This window comes from Acidovorax sp. DW039, assembly GCF_037101375.1.
Taxonomy (GTDB): Bacteria; Pseudomonadota; Gammaproteobacteria; order Burkholderiales; family Burkholderiaceae_C; genus Acidovorax.
The window spans coordinates 1,980,261-2,004,623 of the sequence record NZ_AP029019.1; the positions used below are offsets into that span (position 1 = coordinate 1,980,261).

The window sequence follows — 24,363 nt, forward strand, 5'->3', positions numbered from 1 at the left end:
ACGTAAATCTGCCGTGTTGCGGAGGTGCGCGTGAAGTCTGGAGGTGTTTTTTTTGCGGGCCGCTCCATGGACAGGGAAGCCCGCAGTATCAAGGCTTTGAGCCTGGTGGTGCTGGCGGCCTTTCTTGCGGCTTGGCTGACGGTGGAGGCCGTGGCGCGCTGGCGTGCGGCCGACAGGGCGGAGGATGTCCAGAGCAAGCTGCAGCAGACGGTGGAGTCGCTCAACTACCAGGCCATGGGGTCGGGCATGCTGGGGGCGGTGTCGCTGCTGGGGCTTAGCGAGCCACTGCTCAAGGACATGGCTCGCGGCTCAGTGCCGCCCGACTACCCGCAAGCGCTGGCACGGCTGGCTGTGGCCCGTGAGCGCTTTCTGGTACAGGGCGTTTACGTGATGGCGGCAGACGGAACCGTCGTGGCCCATGAGACGGCCGGTCAGCGGTCCACGGGCATCAATCTGGCCTTCCGTCCTTACTTCCAGCAGGCCATCCAGGGCGGCATCAGCGTGTATGCAGCTGTGGGGGCCAACACACATGAGCGTGGTCTTTACTACGCAGCTCCCCTGTACGAGATGGATTCTCCTTCCGGGGGCATCGTGGGTGTGGTGATGTTCAAGGTGGGCTTTGAAGTCTTCGATGGCGTGCTCTCCCGCGTCGGCATGCCCGCCTTGTTGCTGTCTCCGCAGGGGGTGGTGTTTGCGTCGACCCGGCCCGAGTGGCTGTTTGCCGTGGCGCCGCCGTTGACCCAGGCCCGCATTGATGCGGTCCGCGCTTCGCGCCAGTTTGGCAAGCATTTTGACAACGGTGTGGCTTCAGCCCTTCCGTTTTTGCCGGATGCATCGCAGGCCGTGCTCAATGGTGTTCCCTATGCTGTGGCCCACAAGACGATTGAGCTGCGTGACCCCGGAGGCCAGTGGCAGCTGGTGGTGCTGGACGACATCAGCAGCCTGATGCCCGTGGATCTGCGCCTGCAGGTAGGAGCAGCTGCGTTTGTGGTGTTTGGATTGCTGGGTCTGCTGTTGCTCGATCTGCTGCGTAGCCGGGCCCAGGTGGCTGCGGCTCAGGAGCGTTTCAACGTCCTGGGTGCGGCGCTGGAAAGCAGCCCGGTCTCTGTCGTCATTACCGACGGCGATGGCCGCATTGAGTGGGTGAACCCCCAGTACGAGCGCAACACAGGCTACACGCTGGAGGAAGTGCGGGGCTGCAAACCCTCCATCGTGGCCAGTGGGCAGACTTCTGCGCAGACGTACCAGGCCATGTGGGGTTCGTTGCTCTCGGGCCAGTCGTGGCGCGGCCATTTTGTGAACAAGCGGCGCGATGGCAGCGTTTACCACGATGAGGCCACGCTTTCTCCGGTGTTCGATGCACATGGTAAGCGCATAGCCATTGTGGGCCTGCATGAGGAGGTCTCAGAGCGCATGCGCTCGCAGGCGGAGTTGCAGCGCCGTGAGCGACTGCTCAACGAACTGCTGGAGCAGCAGACGGCCATCTTCGACAATGCGCCCCCCATCGTGCTCATCTGCGACAAGCAGCTGAGGCAATTCAACCCCGCCTTTGTGGAGCTGATGGGAGAAACATCCTCCCAGCTTCTGGGGCGCCATGCTGCTTTTCTGTTTGGAGGGGACACGCCTTTTGAGGCGTTCAGGGCGGCCGTCATGCCAGGCCTTGCACCCGACGAGGCGGTCCGGGAAACCGCCACGCTCTACCGGCCCGATGGAAGCACGTTTGATGCCCGGCTCTCCGGTCGGCGCCTGCAGATGGAGGGCTTTGCCAATGCGTCGCTGTGGGTGATAGAAGACGTGAGTGAAGCCCGCAAGGCCGAGGTGGCGCTGCGCGAGGCCCATGAGCGGCTGGAGCTGGCCCAGGAGGCTGGCAAGATCGGAGTCTTCGACGTGGACCTGCTCAGTGGCCGCATTCTCTGGTCAGAAAAGCTGGCCGTGATGATGGGCTTTGATGCTGGCAAGCAGCCGCAGTCGCGCGACGAATGGCTGGCCTGCCTGCATCCACAGGACCGCGACCGCACCCGGGCCTATTTTGATGAATGCCTGCAGGGGGACGGGGACCATCTGCGGGACTCGTGGCGCATTGTCAGACCCGACGGAGAAGTGCGCTGGTTCCTTGAGGCGGCCCGAATCTTCCGTGATCCGCAAGGCAAGGCGGTGCGGGTGGTGGGTGTGAATGTGGACATCCATGACCAGAAGCAGCTGGAGGCCCAGGTGGCTGCACAGCTTGATTTCCAGCAGGCGCTGATCGATGCCATTCCTGTGCCCCTGTTTTACAAAGGCGCGGATGGGCGCTACATCGGGTTCAACCGCGCCTACGAGCAGGCATTTGGAATCCGCAGCGCTGACTACATCGGCAAGACCGTGAATGACCTCCCCTTCCTTCCCGCCGCCCTGCGCAAGGAACTGGAGCACGATGCCGAACTGACCCGTGGTGGACAGCAGGCGGTGCACAAGGAGGTGGATTTGCCTTATGCCGATGGGCAGATGCACCACACCCTGTTCTGGCTGCATGGTTTCTCGCAGCCCGATGGCTCGCCCGGCGGGGCCATTGGCACGTTTGTGGACATCACCGAGCGCAAGCTGGCCGAGCAGAACCTGCTGCGCGCCAAGGAACTTGCAGAGGAGTCCACTGCGCTCAAGTCCAACTTCCTGGCCAATATGAGCCACGAAATCCGCACGCCCATGAACGCGATCATCGGCATGTCGCACCTCACGCTCAAATCCGGGCTGACACCGCGCCAGCACGACTATGTGAGCAAGATCCAGCAGGCAGGCCAGCATTTGCTGGGGGTCATCAATGACATCCTGGATTTTTCCAAGATCGAGGCGGGCAAGCTCTCGGTAGAAAAGCACCCCTTCGTGATGGACCGCCTGCTCGAGAGTGTGGCGGACGTGGTGGCTTACAAGGCGGGCGTCAAGGGACTGGAGCTGGTGTGCGATGTGGCCAGCGATGTGCCGCAAAACCTGCTGGGCGACTCTCTTCGCCTGGGGCAGATTCTGATCAACTACGCGAACAACGCCATCAAGTTCACAGACAAGGGCGAGATCAGCATCGTGGTGCGCATGGTGGAGCAGAGCAGCCAGCGCGTGATGCTGCGTTTTGAGGTGCGCGATACGGGCATCGGCCTCACGCAGGAGCAGATGGGGCGGCTCTTCCAGAGCTTTCAGCAGGCCGATACTTCCACAACGCGCCGCTATGGCGGCACCGGCCTGGGCCTTGCCATCTGCAAGAGTCTCGCGGAGTTGATGGGAGGGGACGTCGGGGTGCGCAGCGAATACGGGCGCGGCTCCACGTTCTGGGTGACGGTGCCTCTGGAGCGTGGTGCTCCCGCCAAGACCTTGCAGCCACCCGAAGACCTGCAGGGGCGCCGTGTACTGGTGGTGGACGACAACCAGACCGCGGCCACCGTGCTCGCAGACATGCTCAATGCCATGGGGTTTGAGGTGGAGCAGGCCCATTCGGGCCTGGAAGCCCTGCAGATGCTGCGCGCATCGATGGAGCAGGACCATGCCTATGCCTTGCTGCTGCTCGACTGGCACATGCCCGGCATGGATGGGGTGGAGCTGGCCCGGCACATTCGCACTTTGGGCATGCCCAAGGTACCGCAGATGCTCATGGTGACCGCCTATGCCCGTGAAGATGTGATGAAGGCTGCGCGGGCTGAAGGCATCGATACCGTGCTGATCAAGCCGGTCAACGCCTCGGTACTGTTCGACACGCTGATGCAGCCATGGGATGGCAGTGGTTTGCGCCTTGCCAGACTTCCCGTTGCGGCACCGGCTGCAGATGCTCTGCCTGTGGCCGTACGCGGGGCCAAGGTGCTTCTGGTGGAGGACAACGAACTCAACCAGATCGTGGCTGTGGAATTGCTCAGGGACGCAGGCTTTGTGGTCGATGTGGCCGACAACGGCCAGATGGCGCTGGAACGGCTGGAGCACACCGCCTATGACGTGGTGCTGATGGATATGCAGATGCCTGTCATGGATGGCGAGACCGCCACCCGGCAGTTGCGGCGCAACCCCCGCTACAAAGACTTGCCAGTGATTGCCATGACAGCCAACGCCATGGAGTCGGACCGCCAGCGCTGTTTTGCCGCCGGCATGAACGACCATGTGGCAAAGCCCATTGAGCCCGCTGCGCTGTGGGCTGCGCTCGCACGGTGGATTCGCCCGCGAGAAGGGTTGGGGCAGGTTCCGGTGGTTGCAGCGGCTGCGGCTCCGGCTTCGCAGGCTCCCGTCGTGTCACCTCCAGCCGTGCGTCTCAAGGGCTGGCCACCGGTGGTGCCTGGGCTGAATACGACCCTGGGACTTCAGCGTGCCCTGGGCAAGCCCGTTCTTTATGCCGACATGCTGACCCGGTTCGCACAAACGCAGTCGGGCACCTTGTCGCAAATGGATGCCGCCATTGCTGCGGGGGATCTCGCCCTGGCAGAAAGGCTGGCCCACACGTTGCGCTCTGTGGCAGCCAATATCGGCGCACTGGACGTTTCTGAGCAAGCGCAGGCGCTGGAGCTTGCGTTGCGCTCCTATTCAGGCGCAGGATCGGTCTTGGGGTCGAGTGACAGGTTCATGCCGCTCCTGGGCACCTTGGCGGCCTCCATGGAGCCACTGCTGGCGGGGCTGCAGGCCTGGGTGCGCCTGCCGGATGCTCCGGATGGCGCGCAGGACTCCCGCGCGGGAGAGGCAGGCAGCACCACTCCAGAACTGGCTCCTGAGGAGGCTTTGGCCCGGTTGCAAGACCTGCTGCTCAGGGATGACCCGGCGGCGACAGAGTTTTTGCAACACAATGCAACAATAATCCAGACGGTGACAGGCGATGCCTTCACCGAGCTCCAGTCCCGCGTGAGAAATTTTGATTTCGAATTGGCTCTGGAGCTCATCGCCCCCTTGCAGGGTGATGGCGGCGAGGTTCTCTGAACGGTGTACTCAGCAGGAATGCCTATGGAAAAAGCGCCTTTTGTCGTGAACTCTTCTACTTTGGTGGACCAGCACATCGCCACTGTGCTGGTGGTGGATGACACGCCTGAGAACCTGACGCTGATGGGGACCTTGCTGCGCGAGCACTTCATGGTCAAGGTGGCCAACAACGGCGAAAAGGCGTTGAAGATCGCTCTCTCCGATACCCCTCCGGATCTGGTGCTGCTCGACATCATGATGCCGGAGATGGATGGCTATGAGGTGTGTCGCAAACTCAAGGCCAACGCCAGCACGCGCGACATACCCATCATCTTCCTCACCGCCCGCTCAGACCCTGATGACGAGCGCATGGGGCTGGGTCTCGGCGCGGTGGATTACATCACCAAGCCCATCAGCCCGCCGATCCTGCTTGCACGCGTCAACACCCACTTAGCACTCAAGGCCACGGCCGACTTCCTGCGAGACAAGAGCGCCTATCTGGAGCGCGAGGTGGCCTTGCGTACCCTGGAAGTGCAGGCGATTCAAGACGTCACCATCATGGCGATGACGTCTCTGGCAGAGACCCGCGACAACGAAACCGGCAACCACATCCGCCGCACACAGCTCTACGTCAAGACGCTGGCCGAGCGGCTGCGCAACCACCCGCGGTTCGAGGCGGTACTGACAGACCGCATGATCGACCTGCTTTACAAGTCGGCCCCTCTGCATGACATCGGCAAGATCGGGATACCGGACAGCATTCTCCTCAAGCCGGGCAAGTTGACGGTGGAGGAGTTCGAGATCATGAAGACCCACACCACGCTGGGGCGGGATGCGATTGAGGATGCAGAGCGCAGACTGGGCATGCGGGTGGCGTTCCTCAGCGTGTCGAAGGAGATCGCGTACAGCCATCAGGAAAAATGGGATGGCAGTGGATACCCGCTGGGGCTGGCGGGCGACGACATACCGGTGTCTGCCCGGCTGATGGCGGTGGCGGATGTGTATGACGCGCTCATCAACAAGCGGGTCTACAAGGTGGCGTTTTCACACGAACAAGCCTGCAGCACCATCCTCAAGGGCAAGGGCACCCACTTTGACCCCGACATGGTGGACGCCTTTGTGGACATTGCCGAGGACTTCCGCAACATTGCGCTCAAGTATCCTGATCCCGAATGAGATCCAGCAAAAACGGGCCCTTGAAGGGCCCGTTCTGTGAGAGCTCCTCAGGAATTGCCTGAGGGTTGCTGCCTTTCCGTTCAGAACGGTGCGTCGTCCTTGGCAGCGGCTGTGCCTTCCGTATCCTGCGCAGTGCTGTCGTTGGCTGTGGCGTCTTCTGCGGACGCAACCATGGCTTCTTCGCCAGCGGCCTGGCGCACGGCGGCCTTGTCGCCTGCGCTGGCAAACTTGCTGTATTTGCCCAGGATAGGCACCAACTGGCCGTAGATGCGTGGGTTGCCAGCCAGGCATTCGCGCTGTTCGAGGAAGTCTGCCTCGCCCGTGAAATTGCCAACCAGACCACCGGCTTCGGTCACCAGCAGCGAACCGGCTGCCACGTCCCAGATGCTCAGGCCCGTCTCAAAGAAGCCGTCGGTGAAACCTGCCGCCACATAGGCCAGGTCCAGCGCTGCTGCGCCTGGGCGGCGCAACCCAGCAGTGCGCTGCATCACGTCGCCCATCATGTTCATGTAGCTCTTGAAGTTGTCGCCTGGGCGGAACGGAAAGCCGGTGGAGATCAGGCTGTCCTTCAACTGCGTGCGCTTGCTCACGCGGATGCGACGCTCGTTGAGGTAGGCGCCACGGCCCTTGGTGGCAGTGAACAGGTCGTTGCGGGTGGGGTCGTACACCACGGCCTGCTCGACCTTGCCCTTGACGGTGAGGGCGATGCTCACGCAGTACACGGGGAAGCCGTGGATGAAGTTGGTGGTGCCGTCCAGGGGGTCGATCACCCAGACGAAGTCCGAATCCTTGGCACCGTACTCTTTGCCGGATTCTTCGGCCAGGATGCCGTGACCGGGGTAGGCGGTCAGCAGGGTTTCGATGATGGTCTTTTCAGACGCATGATCCACTTCGGTCACAAAGTCGTTGATCTGCTTTTGCGAGATGCGAACCGATTCCACGTCCAGGGCCGCGCGGTTGATGATGGCGCCGGCGGCGCGAGCGGCCTTGATGGCCACGTTGAGCATGGGGTGCAGATTTGACGACATAAATTGTGGTGGTTAGCAAGACCGTGGTTGCCAGCGGTACCGATGGCATACGCTAAATGTCTTGCGGATCATGAGCGGTGATCGCTGCCGGGCGATGCGGGCGGCGACAATAAGCCTTCTATTTTAACTGCACCGCTGGTTTTTACCTAACAGCACGAACAGCCCCCGCCCATGAAGACCCGTTTTGTCCTGATCAACACCAGTCACGCCGGCAACGTCGGTGCCGCCGCACGCGCCATGAAAGTCATGGGCTTTGACGATCTGGTCCTGGTGGCTCCGCGCTGGCCCAACGTGCTGCGGCGGGAAGAGACGATCCAGCGTGCCAGCGGCGCGCTGGATGTGCTGGAGAAAGCACGCATCGTCGCCACTCTGGATGAAGCGCTGGACGGCATGAGCCACCTGTGTGCCACGGCCATGACACCGCGGGACTTTGGCCCGCCCACGGTGGAGCCCAGGGCCCATTTTGAAATGCTATTGAAAAGTGAGCGCCTTGCGCTTGAGCAGCGTGCGCTAGAGGGCAAAAGTGCTCTAGAAAATGATGACGATGCGGCGCTTGACACCTCGCCCGCAAGCCAGGCGGGCGTCGCCTTTCTTTTTGGCTCCGAGCGGTTTGGCATGACGAACGAAGATGTCTACCGTTGCCATGTAGCGCTGTCCATTCCCACCAATCCCCGCTTTGGCTCGCTCAACCTCGGTGCGGCCATTCAGGTGATTGCGTACGACTGGCGTCAGGCCCTGGGCGGGTTTGCAGTGCAGGACGCGACTCCCCCGCGGGTGCTGGCCGATGCTGCGCAGGTAGGGGGCATGTTGACGCATTGGGAGCAGGCGTTGACAGCCATCGGCTTTCTGGACCCGGCGGCTCCCAAAAAGCTCATGCCGCGCTTGAACCAGCTTTTCAACCGTGCGCAACTCAGCCCTGAAGAAATCCACATCCTGCGTGGTGTCGCCAAAGCCATGATCGAAACCGCTCAGGCAAAGCGCTAGACTGCATTTCCATATTCCAACAACAACACATCCATGTTTGCCCGCCTGCGCTCCGACATCCAGTGCATTCTTGACCGTGACCCTGCAGCGCGCAGTACCTGGGAGGTGATCACCTGTTACCCCGGCTTGCACGCCGTCTGGCTGCACCGGCCTGCCCACTGGTGCTGGGGGCATGGTCTTAAATGGCTGGGGCGTTTCATCTCGCACTTTGCGCGGTGGTTCACCGGCATCGAAATCCACCCTGGAGCCAAAATCGGCGAGAGGGTGTTTTTTGATCACGCCATGGGCGTGGTGGTCGGTGAGACGGCCGAGATTGGTGACGGCTGCACCATCTACCAGGGTGTGACGCTGGGCGGAACCTCTCTGTACAAAGGCGCCAAGCGCCATCCCACCTTGGGCAAGGATGTGGTGGTGAGCGCAGGGGCCAAGGTGCTGGGCGGCTTTGAGGTGGGCGATGGTGCCAAGATTGGTAGCAACGCCGTGGTGATCAAGCCGGTGCCTGCCGGGGCTACTGCGGTGGGCATTCCTGCACGCATCATCCCCTCCAAGGAAGGGCAAAGTGCCGACGTGACCGAGGAGGCAAAACCCAAGCCCAAATTCACGGCCTACGGCATCACCCAGGAAGACGATCCCCTCTCGCAAGCCATGCGCGGGCTGATCGACAACGCTGCCTCGCAGGAGCACCAGATCACATTGCTGTGGCAGGCCATTGAAAAGCTGTCCGTGCTGCAGAAAACGCAGGATTGCGTGCCGTGTGATGCCGCGCTCAAGGAGCAGTTCGAGGCCAGCAAGCTCAACGAACTGGTGGGCAAGTAACCTGGGCCTAACGACTCCTGAACGCGTCAACCAACGTCACCATGCACATGGTGGCTGCATGTGGGCGACGCACCATGTGCCATCAGTTCTTGATGTACTGCTTGATGGCTGCCTTGGTGGCTTCGTCCGTGGTGGGCACGCTCATGCCCAGCTGAAAACCACCGCCGGTACTGCTCAGAATGCTGTAGCGCACCACGGCACGCAGCTCAACAGGTTTGCGGCCTGTGGGTGGAATCGGCAAGGAGACGCGCACTGTGCACTCGGTGCGTGCTGGCAGGTTCACTGCACACAACACACTGATACCTCCTTCGCTGATGTCCATGGTGCGCACGGACATGGAAGGGCGGCCAGCGATGAGCAGCTCGGCCTGCACCCTCAGGATGCGCCGTTCCTGGCTGCGGCGCTCGTCGTGGGAAGGAATCGAGAGTGGGGAATTCATGGCATCAACAGTTGTCCGGGCACTGGCGCGGTGCCCGGCGTCGCTCGGTCATCCGCTCAGGCGGGCCGTACGCGAACAGCGTTTTTGGGGCGGAAGGCCTTGCAGACCTCGTCGCGTGTTTCCAGGTAGGGACCGCCGATCAGATCGATACAGTAAGGCACCGCCGCAAAAATGCCAGGCACCAGCGATTTGCCCTCTGAATCCTTAAGGCCTTCCAGTGTCTCGGCAATGGCCTTGGGCTGGCCGGGCAGGTTGATGATGAGGCTCTGGTCGCGGATCACTGCCACCTGGCGCGAGAGGATGGCCGTGGGCACGAATTTCAGGCTGATCTGGCGCATCTGCTCGCCAAAGCCCGGCATCTCCTTGTGCGCTACGGCCAGCGTGGCTTCGGGGGTCACATCGCGCAGTGCAGGGCCGGTGCCACCCGTGGTCAGCACCAGACTGCAGCCTGCGTTCACCAGTTCAATCAGCGTGGCGCTGATGGTGTCCTGCTCGTCCGGAATCAGTCGTGCTTCAAAGCTAACGGGGTTGTAGAGCGCACGGCCCAGCCAGTCCTGCAGCGCAGGCAGGCCCTTGTCTTCATACACGCCGGTGCTGGCGCGGTCACTGATCGAGACGATGCCGATCTTCACGGCGTCATAAGTCAACGAGGCTGCTTCACTCATCACTGTCTTCCTCGGTGTTCGCGCTGTCTTCACGCTCCAGCCCTGTGCCGCCCAGGTGTTCGCGCACCAGCTGGAAGAGTTCGCGGTAGGCGCGGCCCTTGCGGGGGGCCAGGCCCTGCGACACCGCCGCCTTGTCCACGGGTGGGGCATCCTTGCGTGCCTGGCGGATCAGTGCGCGCAACTGTTGTGTGTCCGTGTCCGGGTACTCGTCCATCCACAGCGGCAGCGTTGCGTCATCAGCAATCAGGCGGTCGCGCCATTGCTCGGCCAGGTGCAGGCGCAGCTTTTCGTTGGCAGAGCCTTTGTGCTGTTCCTCCAGCGCGGTGCGTGCGGCCTGCACCACCTCGGGCTCCAGCTTGCGCATGAGTTTGCCCACGTACTGCATCTGGCGGCGCTTGCCTTCAAAGTTGGTGATGCGCTTGGCCTCGGCCAGGGCGTCCACCAGTTTGTCGGGCAGGCCTACGGAGTCGAACAGGTCGGCGCGAAGTGTCAACAGTTCCTTGCCCAGCTCCTGCAGGGCATCACTTTCGCGTTTGAGATCGGTACGGCTGGCATCGGGCGTGCCTTTGAGTTCGGCCTTGAGCTGAAGGTCCAGTTCGCTGCCTTCAGCAACGAAATGGCCCTTCACGAAGTAGCCTTTTTTGGGTTTGCGTGACATGGGTGGGGACAAAGAGAGAGGTGGCGGCGAGTGCGCCACAGTGGCAAGTATCATAGCTGCCGCTATGAATAAACCTTCTTCCCGCGCCAAAAGCGCCCCACGCGCCCAGGCTGCTGCCAAGGCCCCCGCTTCGTCCCAAACACCTGCCAGCGGTTTCAGCTACAGCCGCTCCTTCTTTGAAGAGCTGGTGGACCAGGCGCTGGCCCATGCCAAAAAGCTGGGAGCCACGGATGCCGGTGCCGAGGCCTCTGAAGGCTGCGGCCTGTCGGTCAGCGTGCGCAAGGGTGAGCTGGAAAACGTCGAGCGCAACCGCGACAAGTCTCTGGGCGTGACGGTCTACATCGGCCATCGCCGGGGCAACGCCAGCACATCCGATTTCTCCAAAAAAGCCATCGAGCAGACCGTGCAGGCTGCGTACGACATTGCCCGCTTCACGGCCGAAGACCCGGTGGCGGGCCTGCCCGATGCGCAGGACATTGCCCCCACGGACACGCACCGCGATTTGCAGCTCTTCCACCCCTGGGCCATCACCAGCGAGGAAGCGGCCGAGATGGCCAAGGCCTGCGAAGAGGCTGCCTTCAAAACCCACCGGCGCATCACCAACAGCGAAGGCGCGGGCGTGTCGGCCCAGCAAAGCCATTTCTTCAGCGCCCATACACGCGGCTTTCGGGGCGGCTATGCCAGCTCGCGCCACAGCTTCTCGGTGTCTCCCATCGCTTCGCTGCCGGGCAAGAACGCAGAGATGCAGCGCGATGCCTGGTACAGCTCCATGCGCAACGCGGCAGACCTTGCCTCGCCCGAGGCTGTGGGGCGCTACGCCGCGCAGCGCGCCCTGAGCCGCCTGGGTAGCCGAAAGATTCCGACGACCGAGTGCCCTGTGCTGTTCGAGTCCACGCTGGCTGCGGGCCTGCTGGGGGGCTTTGTGCAGGCCGTCAGCGGTGGCTCTCTGTACCGCAAGAGCAGCTTCCTGCTGGACTCGCTCGGCAAGGTGGTCTTTCCCAAGCACATCGACATCGTGGAAGACCCCTTCATCCTGGGCGGCAAGGGCAGCTCTCCTTTTGATGAAGAAGGCGTGCGGGTGGCCCGGCGCAACGTGGTCAAGGGTGGGCGCGTGGAGGGCTACTTCCTCTCCAGCTATTCCGCCCGCAAGCTGGGCATGAAGACCACCGGCAATGCCGGTGGCTCGCACAACCTGACGCTGACATCGCGCCTGACGCAGGCAGGGGACGATCTCGACGCCATGCTGCAAAAGCTGGGCACGGGCCTGTTTGTGGTGGAGCTGATGGGGCAGGGCGTGAACTACGTGACGGGTGACTATTCACGCGGGGCCAGTGGCTTCTGGGTGGAAAAGGGGCGCATTGCCTACCCGGTGCACGAGATCACCATCGCTGGCAACCTCAAGGACATGTTCAAGGGGATTGAGGCGGTGGGCGCAGATGCCTACAACTACGGTGCCAAGACCGTGGGCTCCATTCTGGTCAACCGCATGAAGGTGGCGGGCAGCTGATCGTCCTGCATGCCCCAAGCAAAAAGGCTCCTGAAACTCAGGAGCTTTTTTTATGGGCCGAATCACTGATTCACTGATTCACTGATTCACTGATTCACTGATTCACTGAGACGGCTGATTCACTGAGACGGCTGATTCACTGAGACGGCTGATGGCGTGCCACTGAACCATGCACCAGGATTGCTATATTTTTAATAGCTGCTTGCGCTTGATGGATAAGCGCAAGCGGTCATTTTCATCAATATGCCGCGCTGGCTTTGGCCGGTGCGGCCGCTGTGCCCCCGGCAAACTGCCCGCGCAGCTTGCGGGCCGCGCCGGTGAACATCAGCACATCCACCCCCACCGCCACAAAGGTGCAGCCCAGGTCCAGGTAGCGCTGTGCCAGTGCGGGGTCTGACGTGAGGGTGCCGGCGGCCTTGCCGCTGGCGATGATGGTCTTCATGGCACCCTCGATGGCGGCCTGCACCTCGGGGTGGCCGGGGTTGCCGCGGTGGCCCATGGATGCGGCCAGGTCGGCCGGGCCGATGAAGACGCCGTGCACGCCGTCTACTGCGCAGATGGCCTCCAGATTGGTCAGGGCCGTGACGGTTTCGGCCTGCACCAGCAGGCAGACTTCATCGTCCGCCACGTTCAGGTAGTCGCTGCGGCTGCTCCACAGCGACGAGCGTCCCACCGCACTGCCCACGCCGCGAATGCCCTGGGGCGGGTACTGCGTGGCAGCAACGATGCTGCGGGCCTGCTCTGCCGTGTCCACCATGGGCACGAGCAGGGTCTTGGCCCCAATGTCCAGCATCTGCTTGATGAGGGCGGTTTGCCCCTCCACCACGCGCACGATGGGGTGGGCGGGATAGGCTGCCACCGCCTGCAGGGCTGCCATGGTGGTGCGCAGGTCGTTGGGGGCATGTTCGCCGTCGATCAGCAGCCAGTCATAGCCGCAGGTGGCAGCGGCTTCTGCCAAGTAGGCATCGGCCATGGAAAGCCACAGGCCAATTTGCGGACGGCGCTCGGCCAGGGCGGTTTTGAAGGGGTTGAGTGCAGGCATGCTGGTAAAGGGAGACAGGGTTGACTGAACTGGGTGGGATGGCTGTTCCGGATCAGGGGCGCTGATGCGACTCAGAGTGTAGGGGGGCGCAGATCCTCACGCCACGCGGTGCGCTGCAATGGCCCCAGGCCCCGCTAGGTGGTCCACCACATTGCGTGCGGTGATGGTGGACACGGCCAGAGACGCCCCCCGCGTCACCCCCGCCACATGGGGCGTGAGCAATGCGTTGGGCAACGTGCACAGTGCGTGGCTGGCGGGCAGGGGTTCGGCATCAAAGGTGTCCAGTCCAGCCCCTTCCAGGTGGCCGCTGCGCAGTGCTTCGATGAGTGCGGTTTCGTCCACCACCGGTCCGCGTGCCGTGTTGATGAGCAGGCTGCCGGGCGGCAGCAGCGCCAGCTCGCGCGCACCGATCAAGCCCCGCGTGCGCTCCGTCAGCGGGCAGTGCAGGCTCAGGATGTTGACCTGCGGCAGCAGACGGTCCAGCTCGGGCTCGGTGTCAAAGCCATCGGCTTGGCCTGCGGGGCGCAGCACCAGCACCTTGGCTCCCAGCGCGCTGGCCAGTTGGGCCGTGGCGCGGCCAATGCTGCCGTAGCCAATGATGCCCACCGTGGCATCGCGAAAGTCCCGCCCCTGCCAGGTGCTGGGGGCCCACTGTCCCGTGCGGGCCATGCGGTCCAGCAAGGGCAATTGCCGCGTCAGGGACAACATCAGGGCAATGGCGTGTTCCGCCACGGCCCGGGCGTTGGCACCGGGGGCGACGGTGACGGCCACGCCCCGTTGGCGGGCGGCTTCGAGGTCAATGCCGTCAATGCCCGCGCCGTTCTTGGCCACGATGCGCAGGGCGGGCGCGGCCTCCAGCACCCGCTGTGTGATGGGTTTGATGCCGCGCACCACCAGGGCTTGCGCACCGGTTTCGGCCAGCCGCTGCACCAGCAGGTCTTCTGTCACCGGCTCGGCCATGAAGTGGATCTGGCCGCCAGCGGCCTGGACGATGGCCTGGGCTTCCGGGGCCCAGTGCGCTGCAGTGACGAGTACGTGGAAAGTGGCTTGGCTCATGCGGAAGGTGTGCGAGGTGAGGGCAAAAAAGTGAGAGGGAAGCGGTCGCGGAAGCGAGTTCTCGTTCAGCCTGGCTGTGTGGCCCAGTCGGGTTGCAGGCGCACATGGCGAATGTGCTGGCGGAACACCGTGTAGGCCAGGTGCAGCGTGCCATTGGCCTCCTGGCGCAGCGACGGATACGAATATTCGCGGTTGCGGCCTTGCTCGGAGTCGTTGCTCATGCACCAGCCGTCGCCCACCTCCAGGTTGCGCTGCCAGGGCCAGGTCAGGCCATCGTCGGCCGACAGGGCCAGCGTCATGGGTGCGCGGGGCGCGCCCCAGAAGGCCTTGCGTGCCTGCGCGGTAGCAGCCACTGTGGCACCCTTGGCACCTTCGCCGGTGTCCTCCAGCTCGTCGTACAGCGACTCGCGCCGTTCGGTAGCGTTGGCGGCGCTGCTGGCGTTAAAGATCATGGCCAGCCGCCCATCGGCCAGGCGCAGGGCCTGGATGGACGAGTTGTTGTTGGGCAGCTGCGTGGGCTCGGGCGCCTGCCAGGTCTGCCCGCCATCGGTGCTGCGGCTGCGGTAAATGTGGTCCGCCCAGCGGCTGCGGAAGAACGCCAGCAGGCTGCCATCGGCGGCAGGCACGATGTTCATGTGCACGCAACCCAGGCTGCCCGGCACGGTCACGGCCTGCCAGCTGCGGCCCTGGTCGGTGGATCGCAGCACGCCGCTGTCGTCGTGGCTGCCGTCCCACGGCTGGCCCGCTTGCGCGCGGCAGTGAAAGATGGGCAGCAGCCAGCTGCCATCGCTGTGCACATGGATGGGCTGGCGCACAAACGTGCCTGCCGGGGCCTCGGCCAGCGTTTCAGGGGCCGACCAGGTGTGGCCATGGTCGGTGGAACGGCGCACCCGCACCACGGCCGTGTTCTGGTGGCCCGAGAGCTGTGCCGTGTGCAGCAGCCACAGCGTGCCATCGGGCGCAGGAAAGAGGATGGGGTTCTGCTCAGACCGCTCGGCATCGTGCGAGAGCTGTACCGCGGGGCTCCACTGCTGCGCACCGGGAGCGAGGCGCGACATGAAGACCGAGATGTCTGATCGCCCCTCCATGGAGCCACCAAACCAGACGCAGCCCAGGCTGCCGTCACCCAGCACCATCAGGTTGGCTGCGTGCGCCTGTACGCGGGGCGAGGGCAGGTCGGCCACCTCGCGGGTGGGGTCATCGGGGTGCGCTTGCAGCAGGCCGTCAGGCATGGGGTTCTCCAGGAAATCAAAAGTGGGCCTTGTCGAGGCACAAAAGAAGGCGTACGAAAAAGTGGAATGGCCACCTGACGAGTGCTGTGCTGGTGCCAGCGATCGTCAGGCGGTCTGCGCCCCTGAGGTATCAGTCAGCCTTGATCTTGGCCGTCTTGATCAGGTTGCCTACGCGCTGGTACTCACCGGGTAAAAAGCTGCGCAGTTCGCTCGCGCTGCCATTGCCCACGGATACGCCCAGCTCACCCAGCTTGGCGGCCACCTCGGGCATCTTCAGCGTCTTGGCCAGGGCGGCCGACAGCTTGGCTGTCACGTCGGCAGGTGTCTTGGCGGGGGCAAACAGGGCATACCAGGCCGAGAACTCGAACTGGGGGTAGCCCAGTTCGGCCAGGGTGGGCACATCGGGCAGGTCTGGCAGGCGTGTGGCACTGCCTACGGCCAGCGCGCGCACCTTGCCGCCGCGCAGCAGGGGCATGGAGTTGGTGGCCGTGTCAAAGATGATGGGCACGCGACCGCCGATCAGGTCGATGATGTGCGCATTGCCGCCCTTATAGGGGATGTGCACCATGTTGACCTTGGCAATCGACAGGAACAGCTCGCCTGCCAGATGCAGCGGCGAGCCGTTGCCGGACGAGCCGTACATGATGGCCTGCGGGTCTTTGCGGGCGGCGTCCACCACGTCCTTGAGTGACTTGTAGGGCGAGTCTGCTGCGGTAATGATGATGATGGGCGCGCGGCCAATCATGCCGATGGGCTCAAAGTCCTTGAGCGGGTCGTAGTCGGCCTTCAGCAGGTGCGGGCTGGCAGCGTGGGTGGCCAGGCCGCCCACCAGCAGTGTGTGGCCGTCGGCCGGTGCCTTGGCGACGATGCCTGCGCCCAGCAAGGCACCGGCTCCGGGTTTGTTGTCGATGATTGCAGGGGTGCCCAGCACCTCGCCCATCTTTTGCCCCAGCAGGCGGCCCAGCATGTCGTTGGCACCGCCCGCAGGGTACGGCACCACCATGGTGATGGGTTTGCTGGGGAAGCCGCCCTGTGCCTGCGCCAGGATGGGCGCGAGGGGCAGGGCACCAGCCAGCGCCAGGCTGGCCATGGCAGCCAGCAGCGGTCTGCGCGAGACGGGTTTGCGTGTGTTCATGGTCTTGTCTCCTTGGTTGATTGGTTTTATTGACCTGTGGCGTGGCCCGTCGCCGCGGGCTTGCGCCGTATGAATCCGTCCGGGGGCGTCAGCTCAATCCAGCTGCCCCTGGCAAACATACTTGGTGTGCAGGTAGTCGTCCAGCCCATGGGTCGAGCCCTCGCGGCCATAGCCCGATTCCTTCACCCCCCCGAACGGCGCGGCCTCTGCGGCCAGCGCCCCTTCGTTGATGCCGACAATGCCGGTTTCCAATCCATCGGCCACGCGCCAGATGCGGCGCACGTTCTGGCTGTAGAAGTAGGCGGCCAGCCCGAACGGTGTGTCGTTGGCTGCGGCTATCACCTCAGCTTCGTCATCAAACACCGTGAGCGGTGCCACCGGGCCAAAGGTCTCTTCGCAGGCGCAGGCCATGGTGGCGTCCGCGCCGCTGAGTACGGTGGGGGCGTAGTAGTTGGGGCCCAGGTGGGCCAGGCGCTGGCCGCCCGTGAGCACCTTGGCTCCGCGGGCCACGGCGTCGTTGACGTGCCGCTCAATCTTCTCCACCGCCCGGTCGTTGATCATGGGGCCGATCTGCGAGGCTGGGTCACTGGCCGGGCCTACCTTCAAGGCGGCCACGGCGGCGGTGAGCTTTGAGGCAAAGGCATCGAACACGCTGCGGTGTACGAACACCCGGTTGGGGCACACACAGGTCTGCCCCCCGTTGCGGAACTTGGCGGCCATGAAGCCCTGCACGGCAGCGTCCACATCGGCATCTTCAAACACGATGAAAGGCGCGTTGCCGCCCAGCTCCAGAGACAGCTTCTTGAGCGTGTCCGCACTGCGGCGCGCCAGGTGCTTGCCCACGGGGGTGGAGCCTGTGAAGGTGATCTTGCGCACCCGGCTGTCGTCCAGCCACACGTCCACCACGGCAGGCGTGTTCTGGCGCGAGGCGGTGACGATGTTGAGCACGCCCGCTGGCACGCCCGCCTCATGGGCCAGCTGCACCAGGGCCAACGAGGTGAGCGGCGTGTCTTCAGCCGGCTTGCACACCACGGTGCAGCCTGCGGCCAGGGCCGGGGCGATCTTGCGGGCGATCATCGCGGCGGGGAAGTTCCAGGGCGTGATGGCGGCGACCACGCCCACGGGCTCCTTCAGCGCAAACATGCGGCGGCCCGGCACGGGGGCGGGAATCACCTCGCCGTTCATGCGCGTGGCCTCTTCGCCAAACCACTCGATGTAGCTGGCGGCATAGGCCACCTCGCCTTTGCCTTCGGCCAGGGGCTTGCCTTGCTCCAGCGAGATCAATGCGCCCAGGTCGTCCTGGTGGGCCAGTACCAGATCGTTCCAGCGTTTGATGATGGCGGCGCGTTGCTTGGCGGGGACTTTGCGCCAGGTGGGAAAGGCAGCATGGGCTGCATTGAGCGCAGCCAAAGCTTCGGGCGCGCCGGAGTCGGGGACGGAGGTGATGACTGCACCGGTGGCCGGGTTGGTCACATCGAGGCGAGGGCCGGCAAAGGCTGCCCACTGGCCTGCAATGAAGTTGGCGCTGCGGACGAGGTCGGGGCGGGCGAGGGAAAGCGTGGTGGACATGGGTTTGAATGAAAAGTGGCCCTAGCGCACGTATGTTGAGCGCAGGCAGCTATGTTTTTGATAGTGAATGCGCATAGGCGTCAGCTGACAATTCCCATGTGCCATGGCACAAATTCATGGTCGCCCAGGCCCAGCAGCTCGCTCTTGGTCTGCTCGCCGCTGGCATGGCGCAGGATCTGCTCGAAGATGCGCTGGCCCATCTCCGGCACGGTGCATTCGCCGTCGATCACCACGCCGCAGTTGATGTCCATGTCTTCCTCCAGCCGGGTGAACATGGGCGTGTTGCTGGCCAGCTTGATGGTGGGCGCAGGCTTGCTGCCAAACATGGAGCCGCGCCCGGTGGTAAAGCAGATGAGCTGTGCGCCGCTGGCAATCTGGCCGGTGGAGGCCACGGGGTCGTAGCCGGGTGAGTCCATGAACACAAAGCCGTGCTCGGTGATGGGCTCGGCGTATTCGTACACCGCACGCAGGGGCGTGGTGCCGCCCTTCATCGCGCTGCCCAGTGATTTTTCAAAGATGTTGGCCAGCCCGCCCGCCTGGTTGCCGTGGCCCACCACGCCGTTGAACTGGGCGTTCTGGCCTGCGGTGTATTTCTCCCACCAGGCCAGGCGGTCCAGCAGCTTCTGGCCGACTTCAGGGCTGATGGCGCGGCGGGTGAGCATGAATTCCACGCCGTGGATTTCGGGCGTCTCGCTCAGGATGGCGGTGCCGCCGTGGCGCACCAGAATGTCCATGGCCGCGCCCAGTGCGGGGTTGGCGGTGATGCCGGAAAAGCCGTCCGAGCCACCGCACTCCAGCCCGATCTTGAGGTGGCTGGCGGGGACGGTGCTGCGGCGTGCGGCGTTGGCAGCGGGCAGCATGGATTCAATGGCGGCAATGCCCGCAGCAATCGTGGCGCGGGTGCCTCCCACGTCCTGCATCACCATGGTGTGCAGCTGTGGGCCTGTCTTGAGTCCCTGGGATTCGACCAAGCCATCCACCTGGTTGCGCTCGCAGCCCAGGCCCACGATGAGCACGCCCGCCAAGTTGGGGTGGCGCGCATAGCCCGCCAGCGTGCGGCGCAGTACATCAAAGTGCTCGCTGGGTGACGACATGCCGCAGCCGCTGGTCTGCGCAAAGGCCACCACGCCATCCACGTTGGGGTAAGCGGCCAGCCGCTCGGGCGTGAAGTGCGCGGCGATGTTCTTGATCACCGTGGCCGAACAGTTCACCGACGAGAGGATGCCGATGAAGTTGCGCGTGCCCACCTGCCCATCGGCGCGCACATAGCCTTCAAAGGTGGCGCGCTGCGCCTCGGGCACGTAATCCACGGGCCGCACATCGGTGCCAAAAGCCGGGTCGCGGTAGTAGTCCACCAGCTGCAGGTTGTGGCTGTGCACGTAGTCGCCCGGCTCCAGATCGCGCGTGGCCACGCCGATCACGGTGTCGTACTTTTTGACCTGCTCTCCCGCTGCAATGCGGCGGGCCGCAATCTTGTGCCCTGCGGGCACCTGGGCGCGGGTGCGCACGCCCAGCTCCGCAATCTCCTGCCCCAGGGCCAGGACGGTCTTGGCGACCAGCACGTTGTCGTTGGGGTGCAGGTGCAGCAGGGGGCTATCGGTGCGGGACATCAGGGCGCTTTCTGTCGTGGGGCGTCAATGGGCTGGGTGGCTGGGCGGGCTGGTCGGCTGCTTCAGCTTTTCATCAGCTCGCGCAGTTTCAGTTTGTCGATGAGCATGGTTTCCTTCTGGTAGACCGTGTTCACGTACTTTTCGTAGTCGGGGCCATCCAGGTAGAGCAGGGGGGCGTCCAGCTTGTCCGCCACGGCCTTGAACTCGGGGCTGGCCACCGCCTGGCGGAAGGCTTCGCGCAGCTTGGCCAGAATGGCGGGGTCCACCCCCTTGGGGGCGCCAATGCCGTTGGGGGCGTCCACCACCACGTTGTAGCCCAGCTCTTTCAGGGTCGGCGTGTCCTTGAAGCGCGCAGTGCGCAGCTCGCCCCAGGTGGCCAGCAGGCGCAGCTTGCCCGCCTCGACATGCGGAGCCCACGAACTGCTGTCGGCCAGGGCATCCACATGCCCGCCCAGCACGCCTTGCAGCGCTTCGGCACCACCCTTGTAGGGCACGTGGTTGAGCTGGATGCCTGCGGCCATTGCAAACTCTTCCATGCCCACATGGGTAGCACCACCCACACCTGCGTGGGCATAGGTCACCTTGCCTGGGTTGGCTTTGGCAAAGTCCACAAAGTCCTTCAGGGTCTTGAAAGGGGAGGCTGCTGGCACCGCAATGCCAAAGGTCTGGCCCGAGGTGCGGGCGATGTAGGCAAAGTCCTTGCGCGGGTCGGCCTGCAGGGTGCCCAGCTGCGAGAAGCGCGTGACAGAAATCGGAATCTGCCCCACGGTGTAGCCATCGGGCTTGGCCGATGCCAGGGCCTTGGCACCGATCATGCCGGAGGCACCCACCTTGTTCTCCACCGCAATGCTTTGCCCCAGCACGCGCCCGGCCACGGTGCACAGGGCACGCATGGACTGGTCGGCCGTGCCGCCCGCAGGCCAGGGGCAGATGAAGGTGATGGGGCGCTCAGGCCAGTTCTGGGCTGCTGTGCGGCTGGATGTGAGTGCAAGTGCGCTGGCGCTCAAAGTGCCCAGCACCAGCTGGCGCCGCCCGATGCGGGGTGTCTGCATGGCAATGTCTCCGTGGGGAATTTCTCGTTGTTGGAGACCATTGTTGGGAAATGCTGCATAACAATCCAATGAAAATACGGACTGGCTTCATTGCAAATGGGTTATGAAGCGTTCTTCCGTTTGCGCATGTTGAAGGATTTACCGATGGCTCTGATTGACCGTGTTTTGCGCAGCAACCTCAAGCTGCGCCATCTGCAAATGCTGGTGGCGCTGGACCAGTTCCGCCACCTGGGGCGGGCGGCGGAGTTTCTGTCCGTCACGCAACCTGCGGTTTCCAAGACGCTGGCGGAGATCGAATCGATGTTTGGTCTGCCGCTGTTCGAGCGATCCACTCGCGGCACCGAGCCCACGGCCGCGGGGGCCAGCGTGGTGCGCTTTGCCCGCTCGGTGCTGGCGGGCTACGACCGCACGCGCGATGAAATTGCCGCCGAGGCCAGCGGTGCCATGGGCCGCACCAGCGTGGGCGTAATGGTGGCGGCCACACCCACCTTGCTGGCGCAGGCGGTGGAGCGGCTCAAGGCCCGTTCCAGCCGCACCACGGTACTGATTGATGAGGGCGACCTGACCCGGCTGCTGCCCCGTCTGCGCCTGGGCGAGCTGGACCTGTTTGTGGGCCGACTGGAGCCCGGCTACGCCTCGCCCGACCTCGAAACCGAAGCCCTGTACCAGGACCCCATGGTGGCCGTGGTGCACCCCGGCCACGCGCTGGCCCGCAAGCGCGCGGTGCGGTGGGAGGACATTGCCCGCCAGCCCTGCGTGCTGCCACCCCCCTGGGCTTCGCTGCGGGTCAAGCTGGAGCAGCAGTTTTTTGCCCACGGGCTGCATCCCCCGGTGGACATTGTGGAGTCCGCGTCTTTCCTCGCGCAGATCACCTTTTTGCAGCAGCGGGGTGCGGTGGCCTTCATGGCCCGTTCGGTGGCGCAGCACTTTGCGGCGCTGGGCATGCTGGCGGTGCTCAAGCTGGCCGTGACGGTGGAGCTGCCTCCTGTGGGGCTTATCACCCTGCGCGACCAGCGGGTAACCCCGGTGACGGCGCAACTGGTGGAGTGCCTGCGCGAGGTGGCGCGGGGCATGGGTTAGAGCCCAGCAGGAATAGTCTGGATCTTCTCGCGTGGGTTGTGGCGCGCTCCGTGACGGGGCTTGGTCAGCAAGCGGCAGGGAGCGTCAATGAGCATCAGCAAACTCGGCCAGCAACTCCAGCACGCTCTGTACCGCGGGTGAAGGGTGGTGGCGGTGCGCCACGGCCATGGGGCGCATCAGGGTGGGACTGAGGGGGCGCACCTGCACCTCGGGGGCACCTTGCAGGTCTTGCACTTCTTCCAGTGGCAGCAGGGCGGCGCATCGGCTGGCCGTTGCCAGGCTTTTCAGGGCCCCAGGGTAGCTCAGGGTCAGAAACGGGCGGGCATGGTGGCCCGCCTGACCAAACCAGTGGGCGATCAAGCCGTGCATTTGCGTGGCTGGCGCGAACGATGCCCAGCGCCTGCTGGCGAGCCAGTCGGGTGTGATGGTGTCTGGGGCCTCCCAGCTGGCAGGCAACAGTGCCACCATCGGGTCGTTGCGCCACGGGGTCTGGCGCACTTCGGGCAGTGGGGGCTGGGGGCTGGCGATGATGGCAAGGTCCAGCGTGCCAGCCTTGAGGCGCTGCATGGACTCTGCCGAACCCACCGCCTCCAGCCGCAGCTCTACCCCTGGGCAGCGCTGGGCCAATGCCTCCAGCATGAGGGGGAGCAGCCGGGTGCTCACCCCTGCGGAAACGCCCACGCGCACCACTCCCTCGCGCCCCGCAGCGCGGCGGCGCACGCGCTCCACCAGATCGTCACTGGCCAGCAGCAGTTGTCGCCCCTCTTGCACCAGCACTTCCCCCGCTGGCGTCAGCTCTGCCTGCCGGCGGCCACGCACTACCAGCTCTGCCTCCAGGCGCGTTTCCAGTTCCTTGATGTGCAAGCTCACGGTGGGCGGAGCCAGGTGCAGGGCCTGCGCTGCAGCGGCGAAGGTGCCCAGGTCTGCAATGGCGACCAGGGTTTGCAGTTGGTCCAGGTTGAGATTGCGCATGGGTTACATCAGAGTTTATGAATTCAATTGTCAGTTAATTCAACTTTACAGATGTTAGCCGCGGCACGAGCATGCTGATCCATGAAGCCAACGCCTGTGACCTCTTCCTGTGTTCCAGCCGAGCAGACCTCGCTTCCGGCGAATCCCGTTCCCCCAGCCTTGGCGGTGCGCCCGTGTGGGTTGGCGGGCCAGGCATGGCGAGGTTGGCTGGCGCGAGCGGCGCACTTGATGATGCGGGCAGAGCAACGCATTACCGCGCAATTCAGGGTGCCGCCGGGTGGGGGATGATGGGCCACCGTGCAGCTTTCTCCCACGGTGCCCGCGATGGGGTTGTGTCTGGGTTTGCACAATAAAAAAGCGCTGCCAAGGCAGCGCTGTGGGGTGGGAAAACGGCGGCCAGAGGTTGTCCGCCTTGACCCTTAAAACGCGGGAAACACTGCGCCCTTGTACTTTTCCTGGATGAAGTTCTTCACTTCCGGTGTGCGCAGCGCCTTCACCAGCTTCTGAATGTTGGGGTCGTTCGCACGGTCCTTGCGGGCAGCAACAAAGTTGGCGTAGTGGGAATCCCCGGGCTCCAGAAACAGTGCGTCCTTCGACGGGTTCAGCTTGGCCTCGATGGCGTAGTTGGTGTTGATGAGGGAGAGGTCCACGTCGTCCAGTGCGCGGGGCAGCAGGGCCGCTTCAAGTTGGCGGAAGCGCAGCTTTCTGGGGTTTTTGACAATGTCGATGGGTGTTGCCGTGATGTTCTTCGGGTCCTTCAGCTCGATCAGCCCCTGGGATTGCAGGAGGAGCAGCGCGCGGCCGGTGTTCGATGGATCGTTCGGAATGGCGACGGTGGCGCCGTCCTTGAGTTCGTTGACCGATTTGATCTTCTTGGAGTAGGCCCCGAACGGCTCGATGTGCACATTGCCATTGGGTACGGCCACGATGCTGCTCTTGCGGTCTTTGTTGTAGCTGTCCAGATACGGCTGGTGCTGGAAGTAGTTGGCGTCCAGCTGCTTGTCTTCCACGGCTGCATTGGGCTGGATGTAGTCGCTGAATTCGCGCACCTGCAGATCGATGCCTTCAGCCTTGAGGCGGGGCTTCACAAAGTTCAGGATCTCGGCGTGCGGCACTGAGGACGCGGCCACTTTCAGGACCACGTCAGCAGCTTGGGCGCTCAAAGCCAGAGTGGCAAAGGCCAGAGCGGAAAGGGCTTTTTTCAGCATTGCAATGTCTTTCAAAGAGGGAAGATGACTTCCGGCCGTCAGACCGGGCTGTTGCAAAGTTTAATTCCCTCATTTGGTGCGTAACAGGTTTTTATTTTCATATCGATATAACGTAGTGGTTTCTTATTTCAATAAGTGCTTTTGTAGATTGAGGGCAAAAATTGCCATCAGCGCATATCCTGAAAGCGCAAGCAGCTATGAAATAAGGAGCAACCGGGCGGGAGGCTGTGTGCGGCAG

19 protein-coding genes are annotated in these 24,363 nt (G+C 63.7%); 6 read left to right on the forward strand and 13 right to left on the reverse strand.

From position 1 onward, the window contains the following. Window positions 1–66 precede the first annotated feature (66 nt). Entirely contained in the window at window positions 67–4,917 is a 4,851-nt protein-coding gene (locus AACH87_RS08860; protein ID WP_338798434.1) for a PAS domain S-box protein, read from the forward strand. Between the two features lie 24 nt (window positions 4,918–4,941). Further along, window positions 4,942–6,072, forward strand: a complete 1,131-nt coding sequence (locus AACH87_RS08865; RefSeq protein ID WP_338798435.1) for a two-component system response regulator — start codon at window positions 4,942–4,944, stop codon at window positions 6,070–6,072. An 80-nt stretch (window positions 6,073–6,152) separates the two neighbouring features. Here AACH87_RS08865 and AACH87_RS08870 read toward each other — a convergent pair whose 3' ends face one another. Beyond that, the gene (locus AACH87_RS08870; RefSeq protein WP_338798436.1) at window positions 6,153–7,100 is read right to left on the reverse strand and encodes an inositol monophosphatase family protein; all 948 of its coding nucleotides are present in this window, start codon (window positions 7,098–7,100) and stop codon (window positions 6,153–6,155) included. A gap of 171 nt (window positions 7,101–7,271) precedes the next feature. Here AACH87_RS08870 and AACH87_RS08875 point away from each other — a divergent pair, with 171 nt between their 5' ends. Together AACH87_RS08875 and cysE are read left to right on the forward strand one after the other, a co-directional pair. Next, window positions 7,272–8,084 carry an RNA methyltransferase gene (locus AACH87_RS08875; protein ID WP_338798438.1) on the forward strand — a complete coding sequence of 271 codons (813 nt, stop codon included), beginning with the start codon at window positions 7,272–7,274 and terminating at the stop codon, window positions 8,082–8,084. A gap of 33 nt (window positions 8,085–8,117) precedes the next feature. After that, complete coding sequence (gene cysE / locus AACH87_RS08880) at window positions 8,118–8,900, forward strand: serine O-acetyltransferase (protein WP_338798439.1); 783 nt, start codon at window positions 8,118–8,120, stop codon at window positions 8,898–8,900. Window positions 8,901–8,982: 82 nt separating this feature from the next. Here the strand turns inward: cysE and AACH87_RS08885 are convergent, their stop codons facing one another. The 3 genes from AACH87_RS08885 to yjgA are packed head-to-tail and all read right to left on the reverse strand — an operon-like array spanning window position 8,983 to window position 10,662. After that, window positions 8,983–9,339 carry a PilZ domain-containing protein gene (locus AACH87_RS08885; RefSeq protein ID WP_338798440.1) on the reverse strand — a complete coding sequence of 119 codons (357 nt, stop codon included), beginning with the start codon at window positions 9,337–9,339 and terminating at the stop codon, window positions 8,983–8,985. A 56-nt stretch (window positions 9,340–9,395) separates the two neighbouring features. Next, complete coding sequence (mog, locus tag AACH87_RS08890) at window positions 9,396–10,004, reverse strand: molybdopterin adenylyltransferase (RefSeq protein ID WP_338798441.1); 609 nt, start codon at window positions 10,002–10,004, stop codon at window positions 9,396–9,398. After that, a complete protein-coding gene (gene yjgA / locus AACH87_RS08895; RefSeq protein WP_338798442.1) occupies window positions 9,997–10,662 on the reverse strand; it encodes a ribosome biogenesis factor YjgA in 666 nt (221 codons plus the stop codon). Before yjgA ends, mog begins: the two co-directional genes overlap by 8 nt. A gap of 64 nt (window positions 10,663–10,726) precedes the next feature. Between yjgA and pmbA the strand changes: the two genes are divergently transcribed. Next, entirely contained in the window at window positions 10,727–12,169 is a 1,443-nt protein-coding gene (gene pmbA / locus AACH87_RS08900; protein ID WP_338798443.1) for a metalloprotease PmbA, read from the forward strand. Window positions 12,170–12,407: 238 nt separating this feature from the next. Here the strand turns inward: pmbA and hpaI are convergent, their stop codons facing one another. The 7 genes from hpaI to AACH87_RS08935 form a co-directional block, all read right to left on the reverse strand. Continuing rightward, complete coding sequence (gene hpaI, locus AACH87_RS08905) at window positions 12,408–13,211, reverse strand: 4-hydroxy-2-oxoheptanedioate aldolase (RefSeq protein WP_338798444.1); 804 nt, start codon at window positions 13,209–13,211, stop codon at window positions 12,408–12,410. Window positions 13,212–13,307: 96 nt separating this feature from the next. Further along, entirely contained in the window at window positions 13,308–14,267 is a 960-nt protein-coding gene (locus tag AACH87_RS08910) for a hydroxyacid dehydrogenase (protein WP_338798446.1), read from the reverse strand. 65 nt (window positions 14,268–14,332) lie between these two features. Continuing rightward, complete coding sequence (locus AACH87_RS08915) at window positions 14,333–15,499, reverse strand: exo-alpha-sialidase (protein WP_338798448.1); 1,167 nt, start codon at window positions 15,497–15,499, stop codon at window positions 14,333–14,335. A 130-nt stretch (window positions 15,500–15,629) separates the two neighbouring features. Next, entirely contained in the window at window positions 15,630–16,634 is a 1,005-nt protein-coding gene (locus AACH87_RS08920) for a tripartite tricarboxylate transporter substrate binding protein (RefSeq protein WP_338798449.1), read from the reverse strand. A gap of 93 nt (window positions 16,635–16,727) precedes the next feature. After that, window positions 16,728–18,203, reverse strand: coding sequence for an NAD-dependent succinate-semialdehyde dehydrogenase (locus tag AACH87_RS08925; protein ID WP_338798450.1), 1,476 nt, complete (start codon window positions 18,201–18,203; stop codon window positions 16,728–16,730). Window positions 18,204–18,283: 80 nt separating this feature from the next. Then, window positions 18,284–19,813: an altronate dehydratase family protein gene (locus tag AACH87_RS08930; protein ID WP_338798451.1), complete on the reverse strand. Its 1,530-nt coding sequence runs from the start codon at window positions 19,811–19,813 to the stop codon at window positions 18,284–18,286. A 62-nt stretch (window positions 19,814–19,875) separates the two neighbouring features. Beyond that, a complete protein-coding gene (locus AACH87_RS08935) occupies window positions 19,876–20,865 on the reverse strand; it encodes a tripartite tricarboxylate transporter substrate binding protein (protein ID WP_338798452.1) in 990 nt (329 codons plus the stop codon). A gap of 144 nt (window positions 20,866–21,009) precedes the next feature. Between AACH87_RS08935 and AACH87_RS08940 the strand changes: the two genes are divergently transcribed. Next, window positions 21,010–21,945 carry a LysR substrate-binding domain-containing protein gene (locus tag AACH87_RS08940; protein ID WP_338798453.1) on the forward strand — a complete coding sequence of 312 codons (936 nt, stop codon included), beginning with the start codon at window positions 21,010–21,012 and terminating at the stop codon, window positions 21,943–21,945. Between the two features lie 84 nt (window positions 21,946–22,029). On the opposite strand, the gene AACH87_RS08945 is transcribed toward AACH87_RS08940, so the two are convergent. Together AACH87_RS08945 and AACH87_RS08950 are read right to left on the reverse strand one after the other, a co-directional pair. Next, window positions 22,030–22,917: a LysR family transcriptional regulator gene (locus AACH87_RS08945; RefSeq protein ID WP_338798454.1), complete on the reverse strand. Its 888-nt coding sequence runs from the start codon at window positions 22,915–22,917 to the stop codon at window positions 22,030–22,032. 419 nt (window positions 22,918–23,336) lie between these two features. After that, window positions 23,337–24,125 (reverse strand): MetQ/NlpA family ABC transporter substrate-binding protein, encoded by a 789-nt coding sequence (locus AACH87_RS08950; protein WP_338798455.1) that lies wholly within the window; start codon window positions 24,123–24,125, stop codon window positions 23,337–23,339. Window positions 24,126–24,363 lie beyond the last annotated feature (238 nt).

Coding starts and splice junctions, on each gene's coding strand:
- AACH87_RS08860 (WP_338798434.1), top strand. CDS start 67: ATGGACAGGGAAGCCCGCAGTATCAAGGCTTTGAGCCTGGTGGTGCTG.
- AACH87_RS08865 (WP_338798435.1), top strand. CDS start 4,942: ATGGAAAAAGCGCCTTTTGTCGTGAACTCTTCTACTTTGGTGGACCAG.
- AACH87_RS08870 (WP_338798436.1), bottom strand. CDS start 7,100: ATGTCGTCAAATCTGCACCCCATGCTCAACGTGGCCATCAAGGCCGCT.
- AACH87_RS08875 (WP_338798438.1), top strand. CDS start 7,272: ATGAAGACCCGTTTTGTCCTGATCAACACCAGTCACGCCGGCAACGTC.
- cysE (WP_338798439.1), top strand. CDS start 8,118: ATGTTTGCCCGCCTGCGCTCCGACATCCAGTGCATTCTTGACCGTGAC.
- AACH87_RS08885 (WP_338798440.1), bottom strand. CDS start 9,339: ATGAATTCCCCACTCTCGATTCCTTCCCACGACGAGCGCCGCAGCCAG.
- mog (WP_338798441.1), bottom strand. CDS start 10,004: ATGAGTGAAGCAGCCTCGTTGACTTATGACGCCGTGAAGATCGGCATC.
- yjgA (WP_338798442.1), bottom strand. CDS start 10,662: ATGTCACGCAAACCCAAAAAAGGCTACTTCGTGAAGGGCCATTTCGTT.
- pmbA (WP_338798443.1), top strand. CDS start 10,727: ATGAATAAACCTTCTTCCCGCGCCAAAAGCGCCCCACGCGCCCAGGCT.
- hpaI (WP_338798444.1), bottom strand. CDS start 13,211: ATGCCTGCACTCAACCCCTTCAAAACCGCCCTGGCCGAGCGCCGTCCG.
- AACH87_RS08910 (WP_338798446.1), bottom strand. CDS start 14,267: ATGAGCCAAGCCACTTTCCACGTACTCGTCACTGCAGCGCACTGGGCC.
- AACH87_RS08915 (WP_338798448.1), bottom strand. CDS start 15,499: ATGCCTGACGGCCTGCTGCAAGCGCACCCCGATGACCCCACCCGCGAG.
- AACH87_RS08920 (WP_338798449.1), bottom strand. CDS start 16,634: ATGAACACACGCAAACCCGTCTCGCGCAGACCGCTGCTGGCTGCCATG.
- AACH87_RS08925 (WP_338798450.1), bottom strand. CDS start 18,203: ATGTCCACCACGCTTTCCCTCGCCCGCCCCGACCTCGTCCGCAGCGCC.
- AACH87_RS08930 (WP_338798451.1), bottom strand. CDS start 19,813: ATGTCCCGCACCGATAGCCCCCTGCTGCACCTGCACCCCAACGACAAC.
- AACH87_RS08935 (WP_338798452.1), bottom strand. CDS start 20,865: ATGCAGACACCCCGCATCGGGCGGCGCCAGCTGGTGCTGGGCACTTTG.
- AACH87_RS08940 (WP_338798453.1), top strand. CDS start 21,010: ATGGCTCTGATTGACCGTGTTTTGCGCAGCAACCTCAAGCTGCGCCAT.
- AACH87_RS08945 (WP_338798454.1), bottom strand. CDS start 22,917: ATGCGCAATCTCAACCTGGACCAACTGCAAACCCTGGTCGCCATTGCA.
- AACH87_RS08950 (WP_338798455.1), bottom strand. CDS start 24,125: ATGCTGAAAAAAGCCCTTTCCGCTCTGGCCTTTGCCACTCTGGCTTTG.